17 protein-coding genes, 1 tRNA gene and 1 pseudogene are annotated in these 20051 nt (G+C 69.5%); 9 read left to right on the top strand and 10 right to left on the bottom strand.

Annotated features, from left to right (window positions below):
* The 6 genes and pseudogenes from ABFY07_RS40480 to ABFY07_RS40505 form a co-directional block, all read left to right on the top strand.
* Positions 1–291, top strand: a 291-nt coding sequence (locus tag ABFY07_RS40480; protein WP_346179260.1) for an integrase core domain-containing protein, incomplete at its 5' end; no start/stop codon positions are given.
* A 30-nt stretch (positions 292–321) separates the two neighbouring features.
* Positions 322–486, top strand: a pseudogene (locus tag ABFY07_RS40485) (integrase core domain-containing protein); the annotation flags it as partial.
* Positions 487–662: 176 nt separating this feature from the next.
* The gene (locus ABFY07_RS40490; RefSeq protein ID WP_346179261.1) at positions 663–1904 is read left to right on the top strand and encodes a hypothetical protein; all 1242 of its coding nucleotides are present in this window, start codon (positions 663–665) and stop codon (positions 1902–1904) included.
* Positions 1905–2041: 137 nt separating this feature from the next.
* Complete coding sequence (locus tag ABFY07_RS40495) at positions 2042–2206, top strand: hypothetical protein (RefSeq protein WP_346179262.1); 165 nt, start codon at positions 2042–2044, stop codon at positions 2204–2206.
* A gap of 1026 nt (positions 2207–3232) precedes the next feature.
* Positions 3233–4417, top strand: coding sequence for an IS701 family transposase (locus ABFY07_RS40500; RefSeq protein ID WP_346179282.1), 1185 nt, complete (start codon positions 3233–3235; stop codon positions 4415–4417).
* A 270-nt stretch (positions 4418–4687) separates the two neighbouring features.
* Positions 4688–4760 (top strand) — tRNA-Ile (locus ABFY07_RS40505).
* A gap of 17 nt (positions 4761–4777) precedes the next feature.
* On the opposite strand, the gene ABFY07_RS40510 is transcribed toward ABFY07_RS40505, so the two are convergent.
* Entirely contained in the window at positions 4778–5191 is a 414-nt protein-coding gene (locus tag ABFY07_RS40510; RefSeq protein ID WP_346179263.1) for a hypothetical protein, read from the bottom strand.
* A gap of 771 nt (positions 5192–5962) precedes the next feature.
* Between ABFY07_RS40510 and ABFY07_RS40515 the strand changes: the two genes are divergently transcribed.
* Complete coding sequence (locus ABFY07_RS40515) at positions 5963–6553, top strand: HAD family hydrolase (RefSeq protein WP_346179264.1); 591 nt, start codon at positions 5963–5965, stop codon at positions 6551–6553.
* Positions 6554–6773: 220 nt separating this feature from the next.
* Here ABFY07_RS40515 and ABFY07_RS40520 read toward each other — a convergent pair whose 3' ends face one another.
* Genes ABFY07_RS40520 through ABFY07_RS40535 form a run of 4 tightly spaced genes read right to left on the bottom strand, consistent with a single transcriptional unit; the run spans position 6774 to position 12344 of the window.
* Positions 6774–8024: an NAD(P)/FAD-dependent oxidoreductase gene (locus tag ABFY07_RS40520; protein ID WP_346179265.1), complete on the bottom strand. Its 1251-nt coding sequence runs from the start codon at positions 8022–8024 to the stop codon at positions 6774–6776.
* The gene (locus tag ABFY07_RS40525) at positions 8021–9457 is read right to left on the bottom strand and encodes an NAD(P)/FAD-dependent oxidoreductase (protein WP_346179266.1); all 1437 of its coding nucleotides are present in this window, start codon (positions 9455–9457) and stop codon (positions 8021–8023) included. Before ABFY07_RS40525 ends, ABFY07_RS40520 begins: the two co-directional genes overlap by 4 nt.
* Positions 9454–10887 (bottom strand): FGGY family carbohydrate kinase, encoded by a 1434-nt coding sequence (locus ABFY07_RS40530; protein WP_346179267.1) that lies wholly within the window; start codon positions 10885–10887, stop codon positions 9454–9456. The genes ABFY07_RS40525 and ABFY07_RS40530 overlap by 4 nt, the downstream gene beginning before the upstream one ends.
* Entirely contained in the window at positions 10884–12344 is a 1461-nt protein-coding gene (locus ABFY07_RS40535) for an APC family permease (protein ID WP_346179268.1), read from the bottom strand. The genes ABFY07_RS40530 and ABFY07_RS40535 overlap by 4 nt, the downstream gene beginning before the upstream one ends.
* A gap of 487 nt (positions 12345–12831) precedes the next feature.
* Between ABFY07_RS40535 and ABFY07_RS40540 the strand changes: the two genes are divergently transcribed.
* Positions 12832–13593, top strand: coding sequence for a DeoR/GlpR family DNA-binding transcription regulator (locus ABFY07_RS40540; RefSeq protein WP_346179269.1), 762 nt, complete (start codon positions 12832–12834; stop codon positions 13591–13593).
* Between the two features lie 151 nt (positions 13594–13744).
* Positions 13745–14404, top strand: coding sequence for a haloacid dehalogenase-like hydrolase (locus ABFY07_RS40545; RefSeq protein WP_346179270.1), 660 nt, complete (start codon positions 13745–13747; stop codon positions 14402–14404).
* A 370-nt stretch (positions 14405–14774) separates the two neighbouring features.
* Here the strand turns inward: ABFY07_RS40545 and ABFY07_RS40550 are convergent, their stop codons facing one another.
* From ABFY07_RS40550 to ABFY07_RS40570, 5 genes are all read right to left on the bottom strand, one after another.
* Positions 14775–15188, bottom strand: a complete 414-nt coding sequence (locus tag ABFY07_RS40550; protein WP_346179271.1) for an OsmC family protein — start codon at positions 15186–15188, stop codon at positions 14775–14777.
* A gap of 62 nt (positions 15189–15250) precedes the next feature.
* Positions 15251–16630 (bottom strand): LLM class flavin-dependent oxidoreductase, encoded by a 1380-nt coding sequence (locus ABFY07_RS40555; protein ID WP_346179272.1) that lies wholly within the window; start codon positions 16628–16630, stop codon positions 15251–15253.
* Between the two features lie 128 nt (positions 16631–16758).
* Entirely contained in the window at positions 16759–17916 is a 1158-nt protein-coding gene (locus tag ABFY07_RS40560; protein ID WP_346179273.1) for an ABC transporter substrate-binding protein, read from the bottom strand.
* Between the two features lie 46 nt (positions 17917–17962).
* The gene (locus ABFY07_RS40565) at positions 17963–18739 is read right to left on the bottom strand and encodes an ABC transporter ATP-binding protein (protein ID WP_346179274.1); all 777 of its coding nucleotides are present in this window, start codon (positions 18737–18739) and stop codon (positions 17963–17965) included.
* Positions 18703–19647 (bottom strand): ABC transporter permease, encoded by a 945-nt coding sequence (locus tag ABFY07_RS40570; protein ID WP_346179275.1) that lies wholly within the window; start codon positions 19645–19647, stop codon positions 18703–18705. The genes ABFY07_RS40565 and ABFY07_RS40570 overlap by 37 nt, the downstream gene beginning before the upstream one ends.
* Positions 19648–20051 lie beyond the last annotated feature (404 nt).

Consider the following 20051-nt stretch of genomic DNA (forward strand, 5'->3'; position numbering starts at 1 on the left):
AGCCGGGCGTTCGCCGACGCCTGCCGCCAAGCCGGCGTCCGTCAGTCCATGAGCGCGATCGGCAGCTCGGCGGATGACGCACTCGCCGAGTCCTTCAACGCGACGTTCAAACGCGAGACGCTCCAGGATCGCAAGCACTGGTCCAGCGAGCGCGAAGCACGCCTCGACGCGTTCCGCTGGCTGCACCGCTACAACACCCGACGCCGTCACTCCCGCCTCGGATACCGCAGCCCGATCGCCTACGAGACAGCGTCCGAAACAACATCAACTACGCTGACACCAGCCGCATAACCTGTGTCCAGGATTCGGGGTCAAGGCCCCCTGCTCGACGAATGGGCCTACCAACGGCCCTACACCAGCAACACCGAACGAACGACAGCCCTGGCAGACTTCCTGCACACCTACAACCACCACCGCTGCCACACCGCACTCGGCGGCCACCCACCGATCAGCCGCGTTAACAACGCTTCAGGTCAATACACCTAGGGCATGGGATCCAGCACCAGCCGGCTCCACCGATGGGAAACTCTGCGGACCTGACTCGCTGTAGCCTCACTCGCCCTGCGTCTCTCAATGCGGCTGTTTTCACAGTTCATGCCCCGATTGTCAGACCCTCCCCGTAGCGTTGTGAGTCCTACTCGTGGCGGCTGCGGGGAGCACCAATGGACGACGACATTCAGATCGACAGCGACGAAGACCTCTTCCGCAACCCCGTCTACTACGAGCCGGCCGGCCGCAACCTCGACCTGGACCGCCCCGACCTCGGCGTCCCGCAAGGCCAAGATCTCCTGAACGTGCTCCTGCGCATGCGCGGACGTGTCCCCGTCGAAAAGCGCGGGCTCATCTGCCCCGACTGCCGGGACGTTCGCGGCCGGCGCGTCCCCATGTACCTCGTGCAGCGCGACGGCGTATGGCTTGCCTCCCACTACCGGAAACCCGGGGAGAAGCCCATCAGCCACGAGTCCGACGAGCACCTCGCCCGCAAGGAACGCGTCGCGAAGGACTCCGAAGATCACGGCTTCCACGCCGACATCGAGTCGCAGACCGCCGACGGGCACGCTCGCCTCGATGTACGCATCAACGGCGCCAACGGCATCGTCCTGGGCTACGAGCCTCAGCTGAGCGCCCAGACAGCCCGCGGAATGCGTGCAAGGGAGGTGTTCCGGCGCCGCGGCGGTATTCAGTCGGTCTGGGACTTGGCCGACCCCGACCACGCGGGCATCGGCACCGTCCCTTACGTCCGCACGCCCAACCTTCCGGCCTCCGTCATCCGCGTGCAGAAGAACCCCATCGCGGTCCAGGACGGCAACTTCGTCCTGGAGGAGGGTCAGTGCAGCCAAAACGGCGCGCTCACCCGGTGCCCGGAGAAGCCCTACGACCCGGAGAACCCCACCGACGCCGGGTACTGCGGGGGCTGGCACCGCGTCCTCATGCCCGCCCATCAGTCGAGCACCTTCACAGGAGAAGGCGGACTGACACTTACCCGGTTCATCGTGGAAGCTGCGGCCGGTGAGCGGGTCCCGTTCCAGCGGGGCGGCCACCACGGTTGGCTCCCCGCTAAGCAGTGGCAGCAGTACCTCGAGGCGAACGGGTCCGCCCTGGATGACAGGGAGCACCAACCATCCGTACGACAGGGGGACCGGCGCGACAGGTGCACCGAGGACCGTCCGGCTTCGGATGTACGGGCTGAACCGAAGCAGAGACGTGGCAGCCGCGCGATCGTCCTTGAGTCCCGCCCCCGGGAAACTGAGGCCGCCAGGGTTCCGGTCGACGCGTCGGGTCAAGCGATCCCGCTCTGCCGCTTCGACTGCGGTCACCCCGCAAGCCTCCCAGGGCCCGAAGGGCTGCCCGAGCACTTCTCGTGCCGCAGGAAGCATGAGGCGTGGTCTACCGGCCACCGCTGACCGCCCTCGCTGCGTCACCTGATGCCGAGCCCCCTGCCCGGTTCGGGTTGGGGGTGTCGTGTTTCCGCCCGACATGTCAGTCCCCGGTGCCACAGTAGGCGCAGCACACCCAGCACCCCTTTCCCTAGGAGCCGACCGTGGCCGAGAACACCACCTTCCGCACCAGCACCAAGCAGGACACCCTCGCCGACCATGCTGTGGAGTTCCTCAGCCGGATCTCCCGCGCACTCCGGAACTTGGCCGACTCGGCTGACCACGCGGCGAAGATGGTGCGGAAAGCGGACGCGGCACGGCGAAGGTGAACCGGCGCACCCAAGAAGGCAAGCAGACTTGCTCTCAGCGCGAGCGGAGGTGAGCCTCCCATTGCCGCGGAGGAACAACGCCGACCTCAGGGACGGCCTGCCCACAGGGGCTGACCTGCAGGAACGGGCTGTGTCCGGTTTGGGGGCTCCCACCTCCGGTCACGCTTTCAGTCCCCTGATGGAGGCACCGCCCAGCCAACGGTTCAGCCGCCCGTCGGTGCAATCCTCTCCCTGCCCTTCGCCGGGCGCGGCAGTCGCGGGGCGGGCCAGGGCGGGTTCAACCGCCAGGGGCCCACGCGGCAGCGTCGGCGAACGGGCCGGAGCGCTCGGCGAGCATCGCGAGGACCTGGTCGCGGGCGGCATCCACGGCCTGGTGCTCGATGTCGGTGAGAATGCCGAGCCGCCGCGCGTGCGCGTACTCGTCTTCGTCCTTCCACTGCCAGCCGGTCAGGCCGGGTCGACGACCAAGTCCACGGTGAGGTCGAAGATGTCGAACCCCTCCATCGTACGGCGGGTGGGGTACTCAAGTCCACGTACCAGTTCCGCAGGCCAGCGCTCGCGTAGAAGACGTTGACGCTGAACCAGGCCGCTGGCGACTTCCACAGCAGCAACTCGGTCTCCGGCCACACCGCGTCCGCGAGCTCCCACGTACCGGTCGCCATCGCGTCGAACGCCTCGTACGCACCGACCGGTCGCCGTCGGCGCGGGCCTTGACGTACAGGGGCTGGCCAGCGGGTCTCCGCTCCTGGCGGGCAGGCAGCCATCAGGGCCTCGCTGGTGTCGGCGACGATGCGCAGCGCGTGCTCGCTCCACACCCGGCCGGAGCCGTGTACGTCACGCCGCACGACCGGCTGTCCCGTCTTGAAGCTGCGCATCCGTTCCCCCTTCCCCGCGGCCGGGTCTCGGCGCGCGGTCTCTAGCTCAGCGCCGAGCAGCGGCCTGGGCAAGCCCCCGTTGACCCGATCCAGCGCTAGTACTGCAACGGTGCTTGCCGTGACTGATGGCCAGGCCGGTCGTTGGTGTGGTGTGGGTGGGGACCTTGCTGATGTCAGGTTGTGGGCGGGTGAACTGGATGCTGTGCATGGGCGGTTTGTGCACCGTTTCAGCAGGTCGGAGCCGCGGGAGTCTGCCCTTGCCTATATGCGGGGCCTGATCGCTCCGCTGCAGCGGAAGAACGGCTGGACGCTGGCGGAGGAAGCCGGCCACGCAGGCCCGGACCGCATCCACCGGATGCTGAACCGGATCGAGTGGGACGCCGATGAGGTGCTGGACGACGTACGCCAGTACGTGGTCGACAACCTCGGCGACCCCAGCGCCGTCCTGCTCGTGGACGACACGGGCTTCCTGAAGAAGGGGAAACGGTCGGCCGGGGTGCAGCGGCAGTACTCCGGCACCGCCGGGCGCACGGAGAACTGCCAGGTCGGCGTCTTCCTCGCCTACGCCACCGACCGTGGGCGGACACTGATCGACCGGCGGCTGTATCTGCCCACTTCCTGGACCGATGATCGCGAAAGGTGCCGCCGGGCCGGCATCGCCGACGAGATCGCCTTCGAGACCAAGGTGGCCGTGGCCAGGGCGATGGTCCGCCGCGCCATCACGGACAAGATCCCGTTTCGCTGGGTGACCGCGGATGCCGCCTACGGGTTCTCCAAGGGCTGGCGGTCGGAGCTGGAACGGGCGGACGTCTTCCATGTCATGGCCACCACCCGGCACGACACCGTGGCCACCCGCTGGGCGATCGACCACCCCGTCCACGACCTGTTCAACGGCCTTGCCCGGCAGAAATGGAAGCGCCGTTCCTGCGGCAACGGAGCTCACGGCCTGCGGATATACGACTGGGCACGCGTCGAAGTACGACCCTGGCGCCGACCCGACCGCCGCCACTGGGTGATCGCCCGCCGCAGCGTCGCCCGGCCACACGAGATCTCCTACTACATCGCCTACTGCCCCACCCAGACCACGCTGGATGACCTGATCCGCATCGCGGGCAGCCGGTGGGCCATCGAGGAATGCTTCCAAAGCGCCAAGCAGGAGTGCAGCCTGGACGACTACCAGGTCCGCCGCTATCCGGGATGGCATCGCCACATGACCCTCGCCATGGCCGCCCATGCCTGCCTGACCGTTCTACGAGCCCGCGAGTTGGACGTGGGGAAAGCAGAAACGGATCCTCCCAGCTCATCCACCTCAGCCTTGCCGAGATACGACGGCTGATCACCCGCCTCACCGACCGCCACCTCACACCCGTCGGGCACATCCTGCACTGGTCGACCTGGCGCCGAAGGCGACAACACCAGGCCCGCATCAGCCACTACAAACGGCGCGGACACAGCCCCTGACCTGGCCACCAGTCACGGCAAGCACCGTTGCAGTACTAGGCCGCTGGGCCGTCTCTGTGGCCCCCAGCGATGCTGACTCCGTCTGCGCCATCCGTGCCCGTCCAACGGACTCCAAGCGGGCGCGGGCGGCGTGGAGGGGTCACAATGCGCCGTAGCTCAGTTGGTAGAGCGCGCCTCTTATAAGGGCGATGTCACGGGTTCGAGCCCCGTCGGCGCAACGTTGCTTATTCGAATATCACTCGGTGATGTAGCCATTACGAGGGCGGGCATCGCCCGTCTCGCCCAGCGGCTCAGGCCGCCCCCGGCCGTGGGATGCCAGCAGGTTCATCAGGGACCAGATGACCTCGGGGCGGTCTGTCACCGGTAGTTCCTGGCGGTCGGGGGCGATGACTGTGGCCGCGGTGACGCCCGCGAACAGGTTGGTGCGGGCCCAGTCGATCACGTACGACCTGCCATTGGGGCTGACGCACAGGACCACCTCCTTGGTGCGGTGCAGGAGGGCCAAGTAGTTCATCGGCACCGTCAGCCGCCGGACGGCGTCGAACGGGGGCGTGCCGTCCGCCGGATGGATGCGCAGCACCGTGTCCAGGACCGGGCCGTAGTCCTGGAAGGTGTCCGTGCCGCGCATCTCCAGGAACCGGGCACGCACCAAAACACCACCGCGGCGCGACCACCGCCAAGCGACGGAACCGAACTCTCCCGGCTCACCCGGGAGGCGGTCCGTGATCCACCGGGGTTCCTCCCCCGGCTCGGTCACCGGCGCCCGCTCCTCGGGGCGGGCGCGGTCCCGGTCGGCCAGGGCGGCGTAACGCGCCGCTGTGTGGCCGGGTCACATCGGGCATCCGACCGTCCAGGTCGATCAACCGGCAGGTTCTCGTGCCCGCAGCAGGGCGCTGCGCGGCCCCTGGGGGGTGACTTTTCCACGAGCCCGCGGACTGGCAGGAGCAGCCGGGCCGACGACTCTGCCCGTACCAACCGCGCGTCCGCCGGGCCGTTTCCGGACTGCGGCGCCCACATCACGAAGGTGTCGTCCCTGTACGAGCCACTCTCGCCCTTCACATGGTCCCTGCGCGTAATCCGGGGGAAGTCCCGCCGCGTGGTCGTGAACGCGATGACGAGGATCATGACCGTGCCGACCCCCAACCGGCGCCGAGCGTGGACACCACCCAGCCCCAGCCGGCATCGTCAAGCAAGGCGCGACACCCCACGAAGAGGAAAACCGGGCTCGCCGAACAGCAGATCGCGGCGAAAATCAGAGGGCCGACGAATACACCGGCACCGCGCCGATCGTGGCGAAATGTGCACCCGGCCCCGGAAATCCTGGTTCCGGGGAGAGACGCGCCACTGATATGTTCCGCACATAAACAAACCGAGGGGCGGCGGATCCTCACCATGCCCTGCGCGCGAAGAAGGAGTGTCGATGCATCCCGACCTATCTCCTGAAGGAGCCGCCTGTCTGTTGTTCGATTGGGACGGCACACTGGTCGACAGCCAGTTGGCGAACTACCGCGCCATGGCTGCCACCCTCGCCGCGGAGCAGATCGATCTGGAGCAACAGTGGTTCGACGCCCGCACCGGCCTGTCCTCGGCTGATTTGATCAAGACCCTCGCCGCCGAACGGTTTCTGCGGTTGACCCGCCCCGTCTCTGAACTCGTCGCGGAGTGTGAGGCCCACTATCTGCGCGACGCCCATACTGTGCGCACTCACCCGCCGATCCAGGCTGTGCTGGAACGAGCAGCAGGCAGTATTCCCATGGCCATCGCGTCGGGGAGCAGCCGCTCCATGATCGACGCGGTACTTTGCCATCAGCCATTCCGCGACGCCTTCGATCTCGTCGTCACCCGCGACGATGTCGAGCGAGGCAAGCCCGCCCCGGACATCTTCCTGACCGCCGCGGCGAAACTCGGCGCCGCTCCGGCGGACTGCCTGGTGTACGAAGACAGCGACGAAGGCATAGCTGCGGCTGACGCCGCGGGTATGCCCGTCATTGACGTCCGCCCCTATCGCTGAACGATGCGGTCGCCGTGGGGCGGGTGCCCCACCGTTGAAACCGGGCGACGAGTGGAACTCGCGCTCTTCGTCCCAGACCTCCTCGCCGGGTGGCCGCTGACGGCACCCGCCCTGCCCCGAGGAGGGCAGGGCGGAAACAGTGGCCTTGGGCTCGCCGTGTGTCAGGGCAGAAAGAGGTCGCCGTGGTGCTCCGGCCGCGGACATGAGGGCGGTCGGACACTCACACGCTGATGTGAACGGGACCCCCGTGAGGTGAGATTCCTTCGAGAAGCGTGAAGGGGACGCGAAAGACACGGCCAGGGGCCGCGGGCCAGGCGAGGGTGCGGCGGTTGACGACGCGGCCGTCCTGGCGGACGGTCACCCGAGGGAAACGGACGAACTCGTCGGACCACAACAGGAGCCGGCCACGGGCCGGCGCCGGGTCGTCGGGGCGCAGGAGCTGCGGGGCGACCCAGCGGAACGGGGCGCCGACGGTCAGCCGGACTCCCGCGGTGGGCCGTGGTCGGCCGTGCAGGTGGTCGATGACCTGCTGGGCCACGTGCTTTCCGTCGAGTGCGGCGACGTCGGCGGTGTCGACCGGGTGCAGCATGTTGCCGACCGCGAAGACACCGGGTCGGCTGGTGCGCAGCGCGGTGTCGGTGAGGGGGCCGAGGGTGCCCTCGTCGAGGGCGATGCCGGCGGCGCGGACGAGTTCGTGGTCCGGGATCCAGTCGCCGGTGAAGACGACCGTGTCGCATGCGACGGTGCGCCGCTTGCCGGTGTCGAGGTGTTCGATCTCGACGGCCTGACAGCGGCCCTTGCCGATGATCCGTGTGACCCGGCTCCGGGTCGCGACGCGGACACGCAACGCGGTGCGGCCGACCGCGTTGAACGCGCCGTAGGATTCCGGCTTCGGGTACTGGCTGACCATCAGCGTGGGGGTGCAACCTGCCTCTCGCAGCGTGAGGGCGGCGGACCAGCTCACGAGTTCACCGCCGACGATGACGGCTTGCTTGCCGACGGGCTGGTGGTGGAGATGGACGAGGTTCTGCAGTTGCCCGGTGGTGTAGACGCCGCGCGGGCGGTCGCCGGGGATACGCCGCGCGGTGCGGGGCCGCTCGCGCGCACCGGTGGCCAGTACGGTGGCCCGAGGGCGGATCCGGTGGCGGCCGTCGGGGCTGGTGACATCGAGGGTGTGCTCGTCGGACCAGCCGGTCACCATCGTCTTGGTGCGGATTTCGACGCCGGCCCGCGTGGCACGGTCCACGAGGTGGCGGGCGTAGGCGGGGCCGGACATCACGCGGCGCAGGTCCCGCAGGCCGTATCCGGTGTGGTCGCTGTGGCGGGGGATGCCGCCGGCAGCGTGCTCGCGGTCGACGACGAGAATGTGTCCGGCGCGGCGGTCGGCGAGTTCGGCGGCCGCGGTGAGCCCGGCGGGTCCGCCTCCGATGATGAGGACATCGGGCGTGATCAGGGGCAGTGGGTAGGTCATCCGTTGTCCTTGTGCTGGCTGCCGCAGCCGTCGTCGGCGCGGTGCTGGGTGTGCAGGGCCGCTACGGCCGCGCCGCAGAAGAAGCCCTGGCAGCGGCCGTTCATGGCCCGGGTGCGGCGGCGCAGTCCTTCGAGGGTGCGGGCGGGCACGGATGCGTGGCAGGCGTCACGGATCTCGCCTTCGGTGACGCGCTCGCAGAAACAGACGATGCTGCCGTAGGCGGGGTCGGACGCGATCAGTTCGGCGTCCTGGTAGGGGCGTGTGGTGGCTTCGCCGATGTTCGGCATCCGCGGCGGGCCGGGCAGGTCGGCGCGATTCCGGAGGGGCGGTCCGGACTCTTCGAGGAGGTGGCGGACGTGTTCGGCGATGGCGATCCCAGCCGTCAGGCCGGTGGAGCGGATGCCGCCGACGAGGAGGTAGCGCTGCTCGGGGGTGGCCTCGATGAGGTAGTCGGGGTGGTCGATCGCGGCGCGCAGTCCGGCGTAGCTGGCGGTGACCTCCTCGGACAGCAGACGGGGCATGAGCCGTTCGCCCTTGGTGAGGAGGAAGTCGTAGCCGTCCTCGGAGGTCGCCGTGTCGGCGCGGTCGGTGAGGTCCTCGGCGGTGGGGCCGAGCATGACGTTGCCGTAGATGGTCGGGGAGATCAGTACGCCCTTGCCCCGGGATGAGGGGACGGGCAGGACGATCTTGTTGACCATGGGGCGGGTCAGCTTGTCGAAGACGAACAGCTCGCCGCGGCGAGGAGTGACGGTGAAGCGGTCGTGCCCGAAGAGCCGGTCGATGTGGTCGGCCCCGAGCCCCGCGGCGTTGATGACCCACCGGGCCCGCACCTCGCCCTTGGCGGTGTGCAGGGTGGTCACCTCGTCCGTCTGGTCGACGCCGGTCACGGCGTACTGGAGCAGGAGCTTGGCACCGCGCTGCTGGGCGTCGGTGGCCAGGGCGAGGTTGGTGGTCCATGTGCAGATGATCGACTCGTCCGGGACGGTGAGGCCACCGAGGGCACCGTCACCGAGAGCCGGAAGGCTCTGGTAGACCTCGTCCGCGCCGATGATCCTGCACCGCTCGTAGCCGTTGGCCTCGGCCTTCTCCTTCAGGCTCGGCAGTGCGTCGAGTTCCTCCTGGTTCCAGGCCACCAGCACGGCACCGGTGTGCTCGACGGGGATGCCGGTGGCTTTGGCGTAGGCGTTCAGCAGGTGGTAACCGCGTGCGACGAGTCGGGATTCGAGGGTGCCGGGTTTGGCGTCGAAGCCCGTGTGCAGGATCGCGGTGTTGGCTTTGCTGGTGCCGTCGCCCACGTCGTCGCGGGCTTCGAGCAACGCCACGGACACCTCGTACCCGGACAGTTCACGCGCGATGGCCGAGCCGACGATGCCTCCACCGATCACCGCGATGTCGAAGACTTCGGGTTGGCGGCGGTGGGGGGTGGCTGTCATGAGTGATCTCCCTTGGTGGCACACGCCGTGGCGGCCTGTGCCCATGTGGTGCGGAACTCCTGAGCCCGGTCCTCGGACCAGCGGGGTTCGTAGACGGTGGTCGGCTGCCAGTCGCCAACGGCCTCTTTGAGACTGATCGTGGGGTCGAGTGCGCAGCGGGCGAGTGCGGCGGCGCCGAGAGGAGTGGCGTGCGCGTTGGGGTAGATGTCGACGGGGAGCTGGGCGATGTCGGCCTGGGCCTGCATGAGAGCGGCGGAGTTGGTCAGGCCGCCGTCCGCGCGCAGCCGGCCGAGAGGTCGGCCGAGGTCGCGGCCGACCAGGGCGGCTACCTCCGTGACCTGCGCGGCGATGCCCTGGAGCACGGCCAGGACCAGGTGCTCGCGGCGGGTTGCCAGGGTCATTCCGGAGATGGTGGCGGTCGCCTCGGGAGCCCACCAGGGGGCGGCGAGACCGGCGAAGGCCGGCACGCACAGGACGCCCTCGCTCTCCGTCGCGACCAGCGCGTCAAGGTCGGTGGCGGACTGGACGAGACCGAGGTCCTGAAGCCAGCGCACCGCCGAGGCCACGGTGTAGACCTGGCCGTCCACGCAGTACAGGGTCTGCCCGGCGGCCTGCCATGCCACCGATGTCGTCAGGCCCGCGCTGGAGCGCACGGGGGCGAGGCCCGTGTTCGCGAGTAGAAAAGCGCCCGTACCGTAGGTGCACTTGGCTGTCCCCTGTTCCAGACACGCCTCGGCGACCAGGGCGGCCTGCTGGTCGACGATCAGCCCGGCCACCGGCGTCTCCTGGCCGAATGCGCGTGTGGTGCCGACCACCTCGTCGCCGGCGACGATGCGCGGCAGCCGCTCCTCGCCGAGTGAGAACCAGTCGGCGAGCTGCCCGTCCCAGGCCGCGCTGTCCAGGTCGAAGATCAGGGAGCGGCTGGCGGTGGCGGCGTCGGTGACGAACTCGCCCGTCAGGTGGTGTACGAGCCAGGTGTCGGTAGTGGTCACCACCCCCTCGCGGGTGAGATTGCGGCGCAGCCACGCCATCTTGGGTGCGGAAAAGTACGGGTCCAGCACGAGCCCGGTGCGCCGGGCGATGGCCTCGCCGTGCTCGGCCAGTTCGGCGCAGATGGTTTCCGCGCGCCTGTCCTGCCAGACGATGGCCGGGGACAGCGGTGTCCCTGTGGTCTCGTCCCAGGCCAGGACGGTTTCTCCCTGATTGGCGAGAGCCACGGCGGCGATCGGCCGGCCGGCCGTGCTGACGGCGCGGCGGCCGGCGGTGAGGACGGAGTCGAGCAGTTCGTGGGGATTCTGTTCGACGCCTCCGCCCGGCAGGTAGGTGGGGCGAACGGTTTCCTCGGCGATGGCGATCGTGCCGTCCTCGTCGTCGACGACGATGGCCTTGGTACCCGACGTGCCTTGGTCGATGGCGAGGATCGCGGTCATCGCGAGGTCCCTTTCGTGTCGGCCCCGAAGGAGGTGGTGGCGCTGTCCAGGGCCCGGTCGACGTCGGCCATGTCCGGCATGGTCAGTGCGGCGCGTCCGCGCCGGGCGATGAGCACGGCCAGGTAGGCGCCGCCGATCCCGCACAGCACCAGGACGTAGACCCAGGGGCCCCGGAAGGAGGCGTCCCGGAAGATCAGCAGTTCGTACGCCAGCCAGACGGCGGCGAGAACGAGCACGGGGACTTCCCACCGCCCCAGGGAGAACCCGCGGGACGGTGGCAGGGAGCGCCGCTTGGCCGCGTACATCGCCACCGTGCCGGCGTAGATCACGGCGGGAAGCAGGGTGGCGGCGGAGAACAACTGGAACAGCGCGTCGGTGGAGCGTGAGAAGACCGCCAGGATGATCTGTGCGACGAGCATCATGAAGACGGTGGCGTTCAGCGGTGTCGCGGTCCGTGGGTGGACGCGCTTGAGCAGGCCCCATCCCGGAAAACGTTCGTCCCTCGACATCGCGTAGACCAGGCGGGTACCGCTGAGGGTGATCACCAGTCCGCAGGAGAAGATCGAGACCACCACGAGGACCAGCAGGATCTTTCCGACGAATGAGCCGAGCACCGCGGTGATCACGGTGGCCACCGGGGTGGCCGACTCGGCGGCGGCGCCGATCCGGCCGGCGGCGGCGGTGACGGCGACCAGGAAGAGGAAACCGAGCACGCCCAGGGAGAGCACGGCCTGGACCATGGCCTTGGGGATGACACGGGTGGGATCCTTGGTTTCCTCGGCCAGGTTCGCCGCGGATTCGAATCCGACGATGGTGAACGCGCCCAACAGGAACGCCAGGGCGAAGGGGCCGGCGTGCGTCGCGCCGCCCAGACCGTAGTAGCCGCTCTCCGGCACGGCGCCCGACTCGAACAGGTGGGAGAAGTCGAGCTTGCCCGTGAAGGATCCCACCGCGAACAACAGTACGGTCAGCGCGATCATGCCGATGAGCTGCGCCGTCACGGCCGCGTTGTTGACCCGGTGCGTGGTACGCGTCGAGGCGGCCACCAGCAGCGCCTGCAGCAGGACCACACCGGCCGTGATCACCCATGCGTTTTGCGTCGTTCCGACGTACCGGAACAGCTCCGGGAGGATGGTGGAGGCGATCGTGTAGTCCACGGCCACCACGACCACGCCGAGGAAAGCGAACGAGATCCACCCCATGATCCAGCCCCACACGGGACCGACGATCCGCGACACCCACTGGTAGGAGTAGCCGCTGATCGGGATGCGCGCCGCCAGCGCGCCGAAGACAAGGGCTATGGAGAGCTGGCCGATCACCGAGATCGGCCAGGCCCAGATGCCACGCGGCCCGGAGGTGGCCAGCACCGAACCGTAGGTCGTGAAGATGCCCGTCGCGATCGACACAAAGCCGAACGCCACCGAGAACGAGGCGTACCAGCCCAGCTCCCGCGCCATCTCCTGGCCGGGTTCGGCTCCAGCCGATCTTGATCCCCGAGAGTTTGTCTCTGCTTGCGCCATGACTCGTTTCCCTGCTTCAGAGTGCCCCGCCGTCATGGCGGAAGCCAGTGAGGTGATGGAAAGCCGGATGTTGTCGGCATGGAGGCACGCCCCGCAGGGATGCGCCGGAGTCTGCCTCTGGTGGATGCGAGCGCACGGTGGTCTGTGCGACCTCGGTGCCGCCGACAGCGGCCCACCTGACTGTTTGTGTGGATTATTGCCCGTCGATAGCTGAGAGTGTGGACCTTTGCTTGAATGTCGTCAAGGCTTCGCGCTCCCGCAACCCTCACGGCACCGCCGCCCCACTCCGCCACGACCCGCCTGAGCTGCTGTCGCGACAGATACGGCGATGTGCCCTGAGCCCCGACCGGTGGGCGTAGCGGCCCGGACCGTGGCCTAGAATGCAGTCACAGTTCCACAGAAACAGTCATCCGGGAGGGTGGGCATGCTTGCGGCCGAGCGCCACCGCAGAATCGTCGCCGAAGTCGCCCGCCTCAACTTCGTCACCACCGACGACCTCACGACACTACTGGGCGTTTCCCACGAGACGGTGCGCAGAGACCTTGCCCTCCTCGAACGCCGGGGGGAACTCACCCGCGTCCACGGCGGGGCCACCACCCTCCAGGGCTCCGTCGGGGAGGAAGCGTCCTTCAGCGAGCGGACGGACGCACACCTCGCCGAGAAGAAGGCGATCGGCCGAGCAGCGGCAGCGCTCATCGAGCCCAACCAGACGGTCGTCATCGATGTCGGCACCACAGCGCTGGAAGTGGCCCGTGCCCTGCCGGCCGATCACGTCGGTGTCATCGCCACGCCCTCTCTGCTCGTGGCCACCGAGGTGAGCTCGCGCCCGCGCGTCGAGGTCCTGGTCAGCGGGGGCCGGCTGCGCGGAGGCGACCTGGCCTGCTCGAACGCTCAGGCCGTGGAGTTCTTCAGCAACCTGCGCGCGGACGCCGTCTTCCTGGGTTCCGGCGGCATCGCCCCCTATGGCCTGACCGACTTCCACCTCGACGAGGTAGCGACGAAGCGCGCCATGCTCACCAACGCCTCCCATCGCTATGTGCTGGCGGATTCCAGCAAATTCGGGCGCATGGCTGCCCATCGCGTCTGCGAGCTGAACGGCTTCGACACCCTCATCACCGACCAGCCGTGCCCGGACGACCTGAGTACCGCACTCAGCAGGGCCGGTGGCAGCATCGTGGTCGCCTGAGCCGGACATGCGGGACGGAGCCGACCGGCTGTTCCGCGCCGGAACCAACGAAGCCAAGGAGACACATGTCCGCGCCGGCCCCCTGCGGTCCGGTTCCTCCCGTGAGCGGGAGGAACCTCCTCACCGAGGTGGAAGCCCGTACGGTTCCGCGGTGAGCCCGGCAGGCGCAGTAACCTCGATCTTCGACCTGGACGGGGTGCTGACCAGGGAAGACACCATGGCGTCCCTGGTCGGCGCCCGCCTGGCGGCCCGCCCCCACCGCCTCGTCGCCGCGATCGCCCCGTTCCTGCTCGCCCAGGCCGCTCCCCTCGACGGAGCGCTGAGGCCGGCCATGAACCGGGCGACGGTGGCCCTTGCCCTGCGCGGGATGACCCGAAGCGAATATGAGCGACTCGCCGTCGCAAAAGGTCACGACATGGCGGGACGGACGACGGTGGTACAGCAGGCCGTCGCCAGGTGCAGGACGGCCCGCCTCCGGGGCCCGACGGTCGTGGCGACAGCCTCGGAGGCGACCCTCGCGCGCGCCTTCCTCGACGGCGTCGGACTGCGCGACATCCCCTTGGCCGCTTCCCGGCTCGAATACACCCGGCGGGGACCCCGGCTGGCCGCCCACACCATCGGCGAAGCCAAGCTCGCCGCGGTCCGCGCGATGGGCTTCATCCCGGAGGACGCCATCTTCTACACCGACTCGGCCAGCGACATTCCGCTCGCTCGCGTCGCCCGCAGGACCGTCACCGTCAACGCCGCACGCCGCTCGCTCACAAAACTCGAGGCCATCGCCAGAGACATCACCCATGAGCGGTGGCGCTGAAGCGCGTGCAGGGAGTGCCGGGCGTGCCGACAGCGGGTGCGCCGGAGCGCCGAGCCATCGGTGATCTGTGCACGCCGCCGCCGGCGACCACCAGGGGACGTCGCGCCGTGGCGATGAGGTCGGCCACCTGCTTGGCGGTGAGGCGCCCGCGCCGCGCCGCAGCGGTCGGCGCGCCAAGGGCTGACCGGCCCGGCCCCTTTTCAACTGCCGGCTGCGGCCTTCACCAGTCCGTCGAAGAGGCCTGCTGCGCAAGGTCGTCGCCCGCACCGGTGAGGTGGCGCTGCTCTCGGTCCAGCGGGGCAACCGCTCCTTGACCGTGCTGCGTACTCCGACGACGAACTGGTCGAGGCCGCCGGCAGCGACCGCCGGATCACGTGGTGCGCACCGTCAGCTCGACGTTGCTTCCGCGGCGCAGGGTGTTGTAGATGGGGCAGCTCCCGGCGAAGAGCCCGGCGAGTGTTTCGGCCTCCTCCTGGGTCACGCCGGTCAGGCGCAGGTCGAGGCGGATGTAGGCGTACCGGGTGGGATCGCCGGGGTCCCGGCCGTAGCTGATGCCGGCCTGGGCGTCGGTCAGACCGGACTCCCGCTCCCTCGCGTGGAGCTGGATGTTGCTCAGGGAGCAGGAAGCCAGGGAGGCCAACAGCAGCTCTCCGGCCTGGACGGCCTCCGCTGGGCCGGTGCGGGCGTCGGAGACGAAGTGGTTCGTCCTCGCCGTCAGCAGGAGTCGGCCGGTGGTCTCGGTGGTGCGACCGGTGACGCTCACGACGTCGTCCGCTGTCGTCATCGTCCTTGTGTCCTTCGGGTCGTCGACGCGTGTGGTCGGTGATGAATCGGGATACGGAACCGTCACCGAGGCACGTTCCCGCCGTACCGACGGTCGCGCCAGGTGCCGGCCCGGGGGCGGTCCAGGCCGAGGTTGTCGCGCAGGGTCCTGCCTTCGTAGTCGCGGCGGAAGACGCCCCGGCGCTGAAGTTCCGGCACCACCTGGCGGACGAAGTCCTCGAACGCCCCCGGGGTGTGGACGGCCCCCACGGTGAAGCCGTCGCAGGCCCCCTCGGTGAACCACTGCTCCATGCTGTCGGCGACCTCGGCCGCGGTTCCGATGAAGGCGCCCTCGGTCCGGCCGCCGTACCGCTTGCCCAGCTCGCGCAGGGTCAGCCCCTCGCGCCGGGTCATCTCGACGACCTCCTTGTAGTGGCCCTGCACCCCTGGCACGTCCACGTCGGGCAGCGGTTCGTCCAGGGGGAGCGTGGAAAGGTCGATGTCCAGGTGGTAGGCGAGGGTGGAGAGTCCGGCCAGCGGGGGCACGAGGTCGGCGAGGCGTCGCTCGGCCTCGCGCGCGGCCTCGGTGGTGGGGCCGACGATCGGGGTGGCCATGGGCAGGATCTTGACGTCCTCGGGGCGGCGGCCGTGGCGGGTGGCGCGGTCCTTGATGTCCCGGTAGAACTCCCGGGCCGAGTCCAGCGAGGCGTGGCTGCAGAAGATGACGTCCGACCAGCGTGCCGCGAAGTCCCGCCCCTTGGGAGAGGCGCCGGCCTGGATGATCACGGGGTAGCCCTGGGGCGGTCGGGAGACGTTCAGTGGTCCGCGGACATCGAACCACTCGCCCTTGTGGTCGATGGGGTGCACACGGTCCGGGTCGGCGAAGAGCGGAACGGACGGGTCCATGACGAGGGCGTCGTCCTCCCAGCTGTCCCACAGCTTGCAGGCCACCTCGAGGAACTCGTCGGCCCGGTCGTAGCGCTTGTCGCGGTCGATGTGCCGGTCGCTGCCGAAGTTGCGGGCCTCGGAGTCCTGGAACGAGGTGACCACGTTCCACGCCGCGCGGCCGTCACTGAGGTGGTCGACCGTGGCGAAGGACCGGGCCACCGGGAAGGGTTCGAGGTAGCTGGTGGAGACCGTGGCGGCCAGGCCGAGATGCTCGGTGACGGTGGCGATCGAGGACAGTACGGGGGTCGGATCCAGGCGGAGGGAGCCGAGCGCGCCGTAGCGGAGCTGGCTGTCCATGCTGCCGCCGAGGCGGTCGGGCACGGACAGGATGTCCGCGAAGAACATCAGGTCGAACTTGCCCTGTTCCAGGACGCGGCCGATGTGCTGGTAGTACGAGGCGGACAGCCAGCCCGGCTCGGAGCCTGGGTAACGCCAGCCGCCCGGCCGGCCGGGGCCGGCGGTCACGAAGGCGGCGAGGTGCATCTGGTTCGGGGAGGGGTTCTGCGAGTCGGTCATCGTGGGGTCCTTCTGCGTCAGGCGGGTGACGGCCGCGGGCGCGGTGGGAAGTGAGGCATACCTGGAGGAGGGCCTGGTGGGGTCCTGGGGTCCTGGTCCGGGCGCGCCTCATGGGTGGCGCGGGGGCGTCACTTCGCCAGCTCGGCGGCGACCGTCTTCTTGATGGAGTCGAACCGGGAGTCCCGCAGGAAGCCGGCCACATCGACCTTGGAGGGGTAGACGCCCAGGTCATGGAAGTTGTCGGCGAGGTCCTGGGTGCTCTTGACCGCCTTGGCATCCACCGCTGCGAGAACATCGGCGTTGGAGTCGGACAGGCGCTTTTGCCGGACCAGTTCCCGATAGACCTCGCGCTCCGCGTCCTCCGAACCGAATCCGCCGATCTTGTCGAAGAACGCGACGCTCTTCTCGGGTGCGGCGTTGATGGCGCGCTGGGCGTCGCGGACGGCCCGCACCGCCTTCGCCGCGGCCTTGGGATACGCCTTCGCGAAGGACTCGCTCGCCACGTAGAAACTGTAGTCGTAGGTCTTCACCCCCGGCAGGCCGCGGGCCTTGTGCCGGGCCTTGGCCAGGCCGATGGCGGGCTGCCAACTGATCCAGGCGTCCACCTTGCCGTTGGCGAAGGCGGACTCGGCGTCGGCGGCGGACAGGTCGTGGTAGTCCACGTCGTCGAGGCGGAGTCCGGCGGTCTCCAGGTACTTGATGAGGCTGTAGGTGCCGGTCGTGCCCTTCTGGTCGGCGATCCGCTTGCCCTTGAGGTCCGCCGCGCCGTGGATGGGCGAGTCCCGCGGTACGAGGATCTCGACCTCGTCGGCGGGCAGCGGGTAGGCCGCGAGCGGGACGATGGGGACGCCGCCGCCGACCGCGTAGGCCACCGCGGTGGCGGTGGCGAACGTGAAGTCGACACTGCCGGCTTTGAGCGCCTCCATCACCGGCAGGGAGGCGGTGAATCCCGACGGCCAGGTGACGGTGGTGCCGCCGAGGGTCTTGCCGAGGTCCGCGCCGCCATTGAACTTGTAGCGCAGCGCGGCGGGTATGCCGGTCTTCCCGCTGCCGATGACCGCGAAGCGGAACTTCTCGGGCACTCCGTCGGCGATCGCCCGGTTGTCGCTGTCGGAGGAGCCGCCACAGGCGGCGAGCACGGGGGCGAGGGCGGGGGCGAGGGCGGTCAAGCCGCCGAGTCGGAGGAGGCCACGGCGCGAGAGCCCGCCGGCCGGGACGGCCGGCCGGCCGGAGCCGGAAGGCGGGCGGGACGTGGTATCGGTGGTGGGGGCGGGGTGTGTGGTCATGTCGATTCCTTGGCGTTCCCGGAAGCGGGAACAAGAGGCCGGCCGGTCAGGGCCCGGCAGGGGCGGGGGAAACGGGTTCGAGCAGGCTCTGGAGGAGTTCCTCCTTCCAGGAGACGAGCCGGGGGTGGCCCCGCCGCTCGCCCCGGGGGAGGTCGATCCGCACGTCGCGGCCGATCGATCCGCCGGCCAGGACCAGGACGCGGTCGGAGAGCACGAGCGCCTCCTCCACGTCATGGGTGACCAGTACGACGGTGCGTGGCTGCTCCAGCCACAGGCGCTCGAGGAGCCGTTGCATGGCGATCCGGGTGATCGCGTCCAGGGATCCGAACGGCTCGTCGAGCAGCAGGAGTTCGGGGTGGTGCAGCAGGGCTCGGGCCAGGGCGACACGCTGCCGCTGGCCGCCGGACAGTTCCGCCGGCCAGGCGCCGCCCCGGCCGGCGAGGCCCACGGCTTCGAGCAGGGAGCGGGCCTCGTCCCTGCGCCCCCTGACTCCCAGCAGGACGTTGTCCTCGACGCTGCGCCAGGGCAGCAGCCGGTCCTCCTGGAACATCACTCGTGCCGTGACCGGTTCCGACGCGGGACCTTGGAGCCCGACCGTTCCGGTGCTCGGCTGTTCGAGCCCGGCGATGATCCGTAGCAGGGTGCTCTTGCCCGCGCCACTGGGGCCGAGTACGGAGACGAACGATCCGGCCTCGACCTCGAGGTCGAGACTCTCCAGGACCCATCGGTCGCCGAACCTCCGTCCCACGCCCTCCAGGAGGAGCCGGGCCCCCGGCCGGGCGGAATTCACCGGGACGCCGAACGACGGTAGTGGGGATGCCACCGGAGGACTCTCCTTTCGATGAGCCGGGTGAGGAGGTCGGCGAGCAGGCCGGCCAGCGCGTACAGCACGATGGCGAGCACGATCACGTCGGTGCGCAGCAGTTGGCGGGCGTCCTGGGCCAGGTAGCCGATGCCGTCACTGGCCGAGATGGTCTCGGCGATCACGAGCGTCATCCAGGCGACGCCCAGGGAGTAGCGGACACCGGCCAGGACGGTCGGCATGGCGCCGGGGATGGCGATGTCGCGTACCAGGCGCCACTTCCCCAGGCCGTAGGAGCGGCCGAGTTCCAGCAGCTTGGGATCGACCCCGCGGATGCCGGTGACGGTGTTCAGATAGATCGGGAAGAAGGTGCCCAGCGCCACCAGCAGGACCTTGGGCTCCTCACCGATACCGAACCAGGCGATCATCAGGGGTACCAGGGCCAGGTGCGGCACCGTGCGCACCATCTGCAGGGAGCGGTCGAGGAGGATCTCGGCGAGCTTCGACATCCCGACCAGGAAGCCGAGAACGAGACCGGTCAGCGCGCCCAGGGCGAAACCCTGCACGATGCGTCGCAGGCTGGTGAGGACGTGGTGCTGCAGTTCACCCGTGGCGGCCAGGTCGGTGGCCGCCCGCAGTACCGCTTCGGGAGCGGGGAGGATCGAGGGGGGCAGGACACCGGTTCCGGCGGTCACCTGCCACACCACCAGGGCCAGCGCCGGCACGAGCCACGGACCGACCGCACGGCCGATGGGCAGCAGCACACGGACGATCCGGCGGGCGGAGGTGGGGCGGCGGGTGGAGGTGGGGCGGCGGGTGGAGGTGGGGCGGCGGGCGGGGCCGGGGGCACCGGCCGTCTCGCTCTCCCCCGGGCTGGGCGGACCGGAGCGGGATTCCCGGCTGTTGGCGGACAGTGGCTGTTTGAGCATGGCTCTCCCCTTGAGGAGCGATCGACGGGCCGCGCTGCCGCCCGCGGCAGTCGGGGGTGTGCGGGGGCAGGGCCGAGAAAGGAGTCCCCCGCGGGTTCCCGCTTCGCTTCCCGGCTGCGTCGCCGGGCCGACGTCACCGGACGGCGGCGGGGAAGAGGGAGGACAAGAGAGTACGAGGATCACGCGCCGACGAAGTGGCGGTCGGCGAGCGGTGATCCGGGAGGGAAGGGGATCAGCGACAGCCTGTGCTGGAGACGCGCATGAGATCGATGTGCCGGCGGGAGGTCAGCCTGGCTGCCACCGGGAGGGCCCACGCCGCAGACGGACAGGCGCGCCCCTGCCTCGACTGCGCATCGCGATACATGCCGAAACTCCCCTGGACGTGGCGAACACCGGCCGGCCGG

This window comes from Streptomyces sparsogenes subsp. cuspidosporus, from assembly GCF_039532705.1.
Taxonomy (GTDB): Bacteria; Actinomycetota; Actinomycetes; order Streptomycetales; family Streptomycetaceae; genus Streptomyces; species Streptomyces sparsogenes.

Bases quoted from the DNA above. Each gene is read 5' to 3' on its own strand.
- ABFY07_RS40490 (WP_346179261.1), top strand. From the start codon at position 663: ATGGACGACGACATTCAGATCGACAGCGACGAAGACCTCTTCCGCAAC.
- ABFY07_RS40515 (WP_346179264.1), top strand. From the start codon at position 5,963: ATGCATCCCGACCTATCTCCTGAAGGAGCCGCCTGTCTGTTGTTCGAT.
- ABFY07_RS40520 (WP_346179265.1), bottom strand. From the start codon at position 8,024: ATGACCTACCCACTGCCCCTGATCACGCCCGATGTCCTCATCATCGGA.
- ABFY07_RS40525 (WP_346179266.1), bottom strand. From the start codon at position 9,457: ATGACAGCCACCCCCCACCGCCGCCAACCCGAAGTCTTCGACATCGCG.
- ABFY07_RS40530 (WP_346179267.1), bottom strand. From the start codon at position 10,887: ATGACCGCGATCCTCGCCATCGACCAAGGCACGTCGGGTACCAAGGCC.
- ABFY07_RS40535 (WP_346179268.1), bottom strand. From the start codon at position 12,344: ATGGCGCGGGAGCTGGGCTGGTACGCCTCGTTCTCGGTGGCGTTCGGC.
- ABFY07_RS40540 (WP_346179269.1), top strand. From the start codon at position 12,832: ATGCTTGCGGCCGAGCGCCACCGCAGAATCGTCGCCGAAGTCGCCCGC.
- ABFY07_RS40550 (WP_346179271.1), bottom strand. From the start codon at position 15,188: ATGACGACAGCGGACGACGTCGTGAGCGTCACCGGTCGCACCACCGAG.
- ABFY07_RS40555 (WP_346179272.1), bottom strand. From the start codon at position 16,630: ATGACCGACTCGCAGAACCCCTCCCCGAACCAGATGCACCTCGCCGCC.
- ABFY07_RS40560 (WP_346179273.1), bottom strand. From the start codon at position 17,916: ATGACCACACACCCCGCCCCCACCACCGATACCACGTCCCGCCCGCCT.
- ABFY07_RS40570 (WP_346179275.1), bottom strand. From the start codon at position 19,647: ATGCTCAAACAGCCACTGTCCGCCAACAGCCGGGAATCCCGCTCCGGT.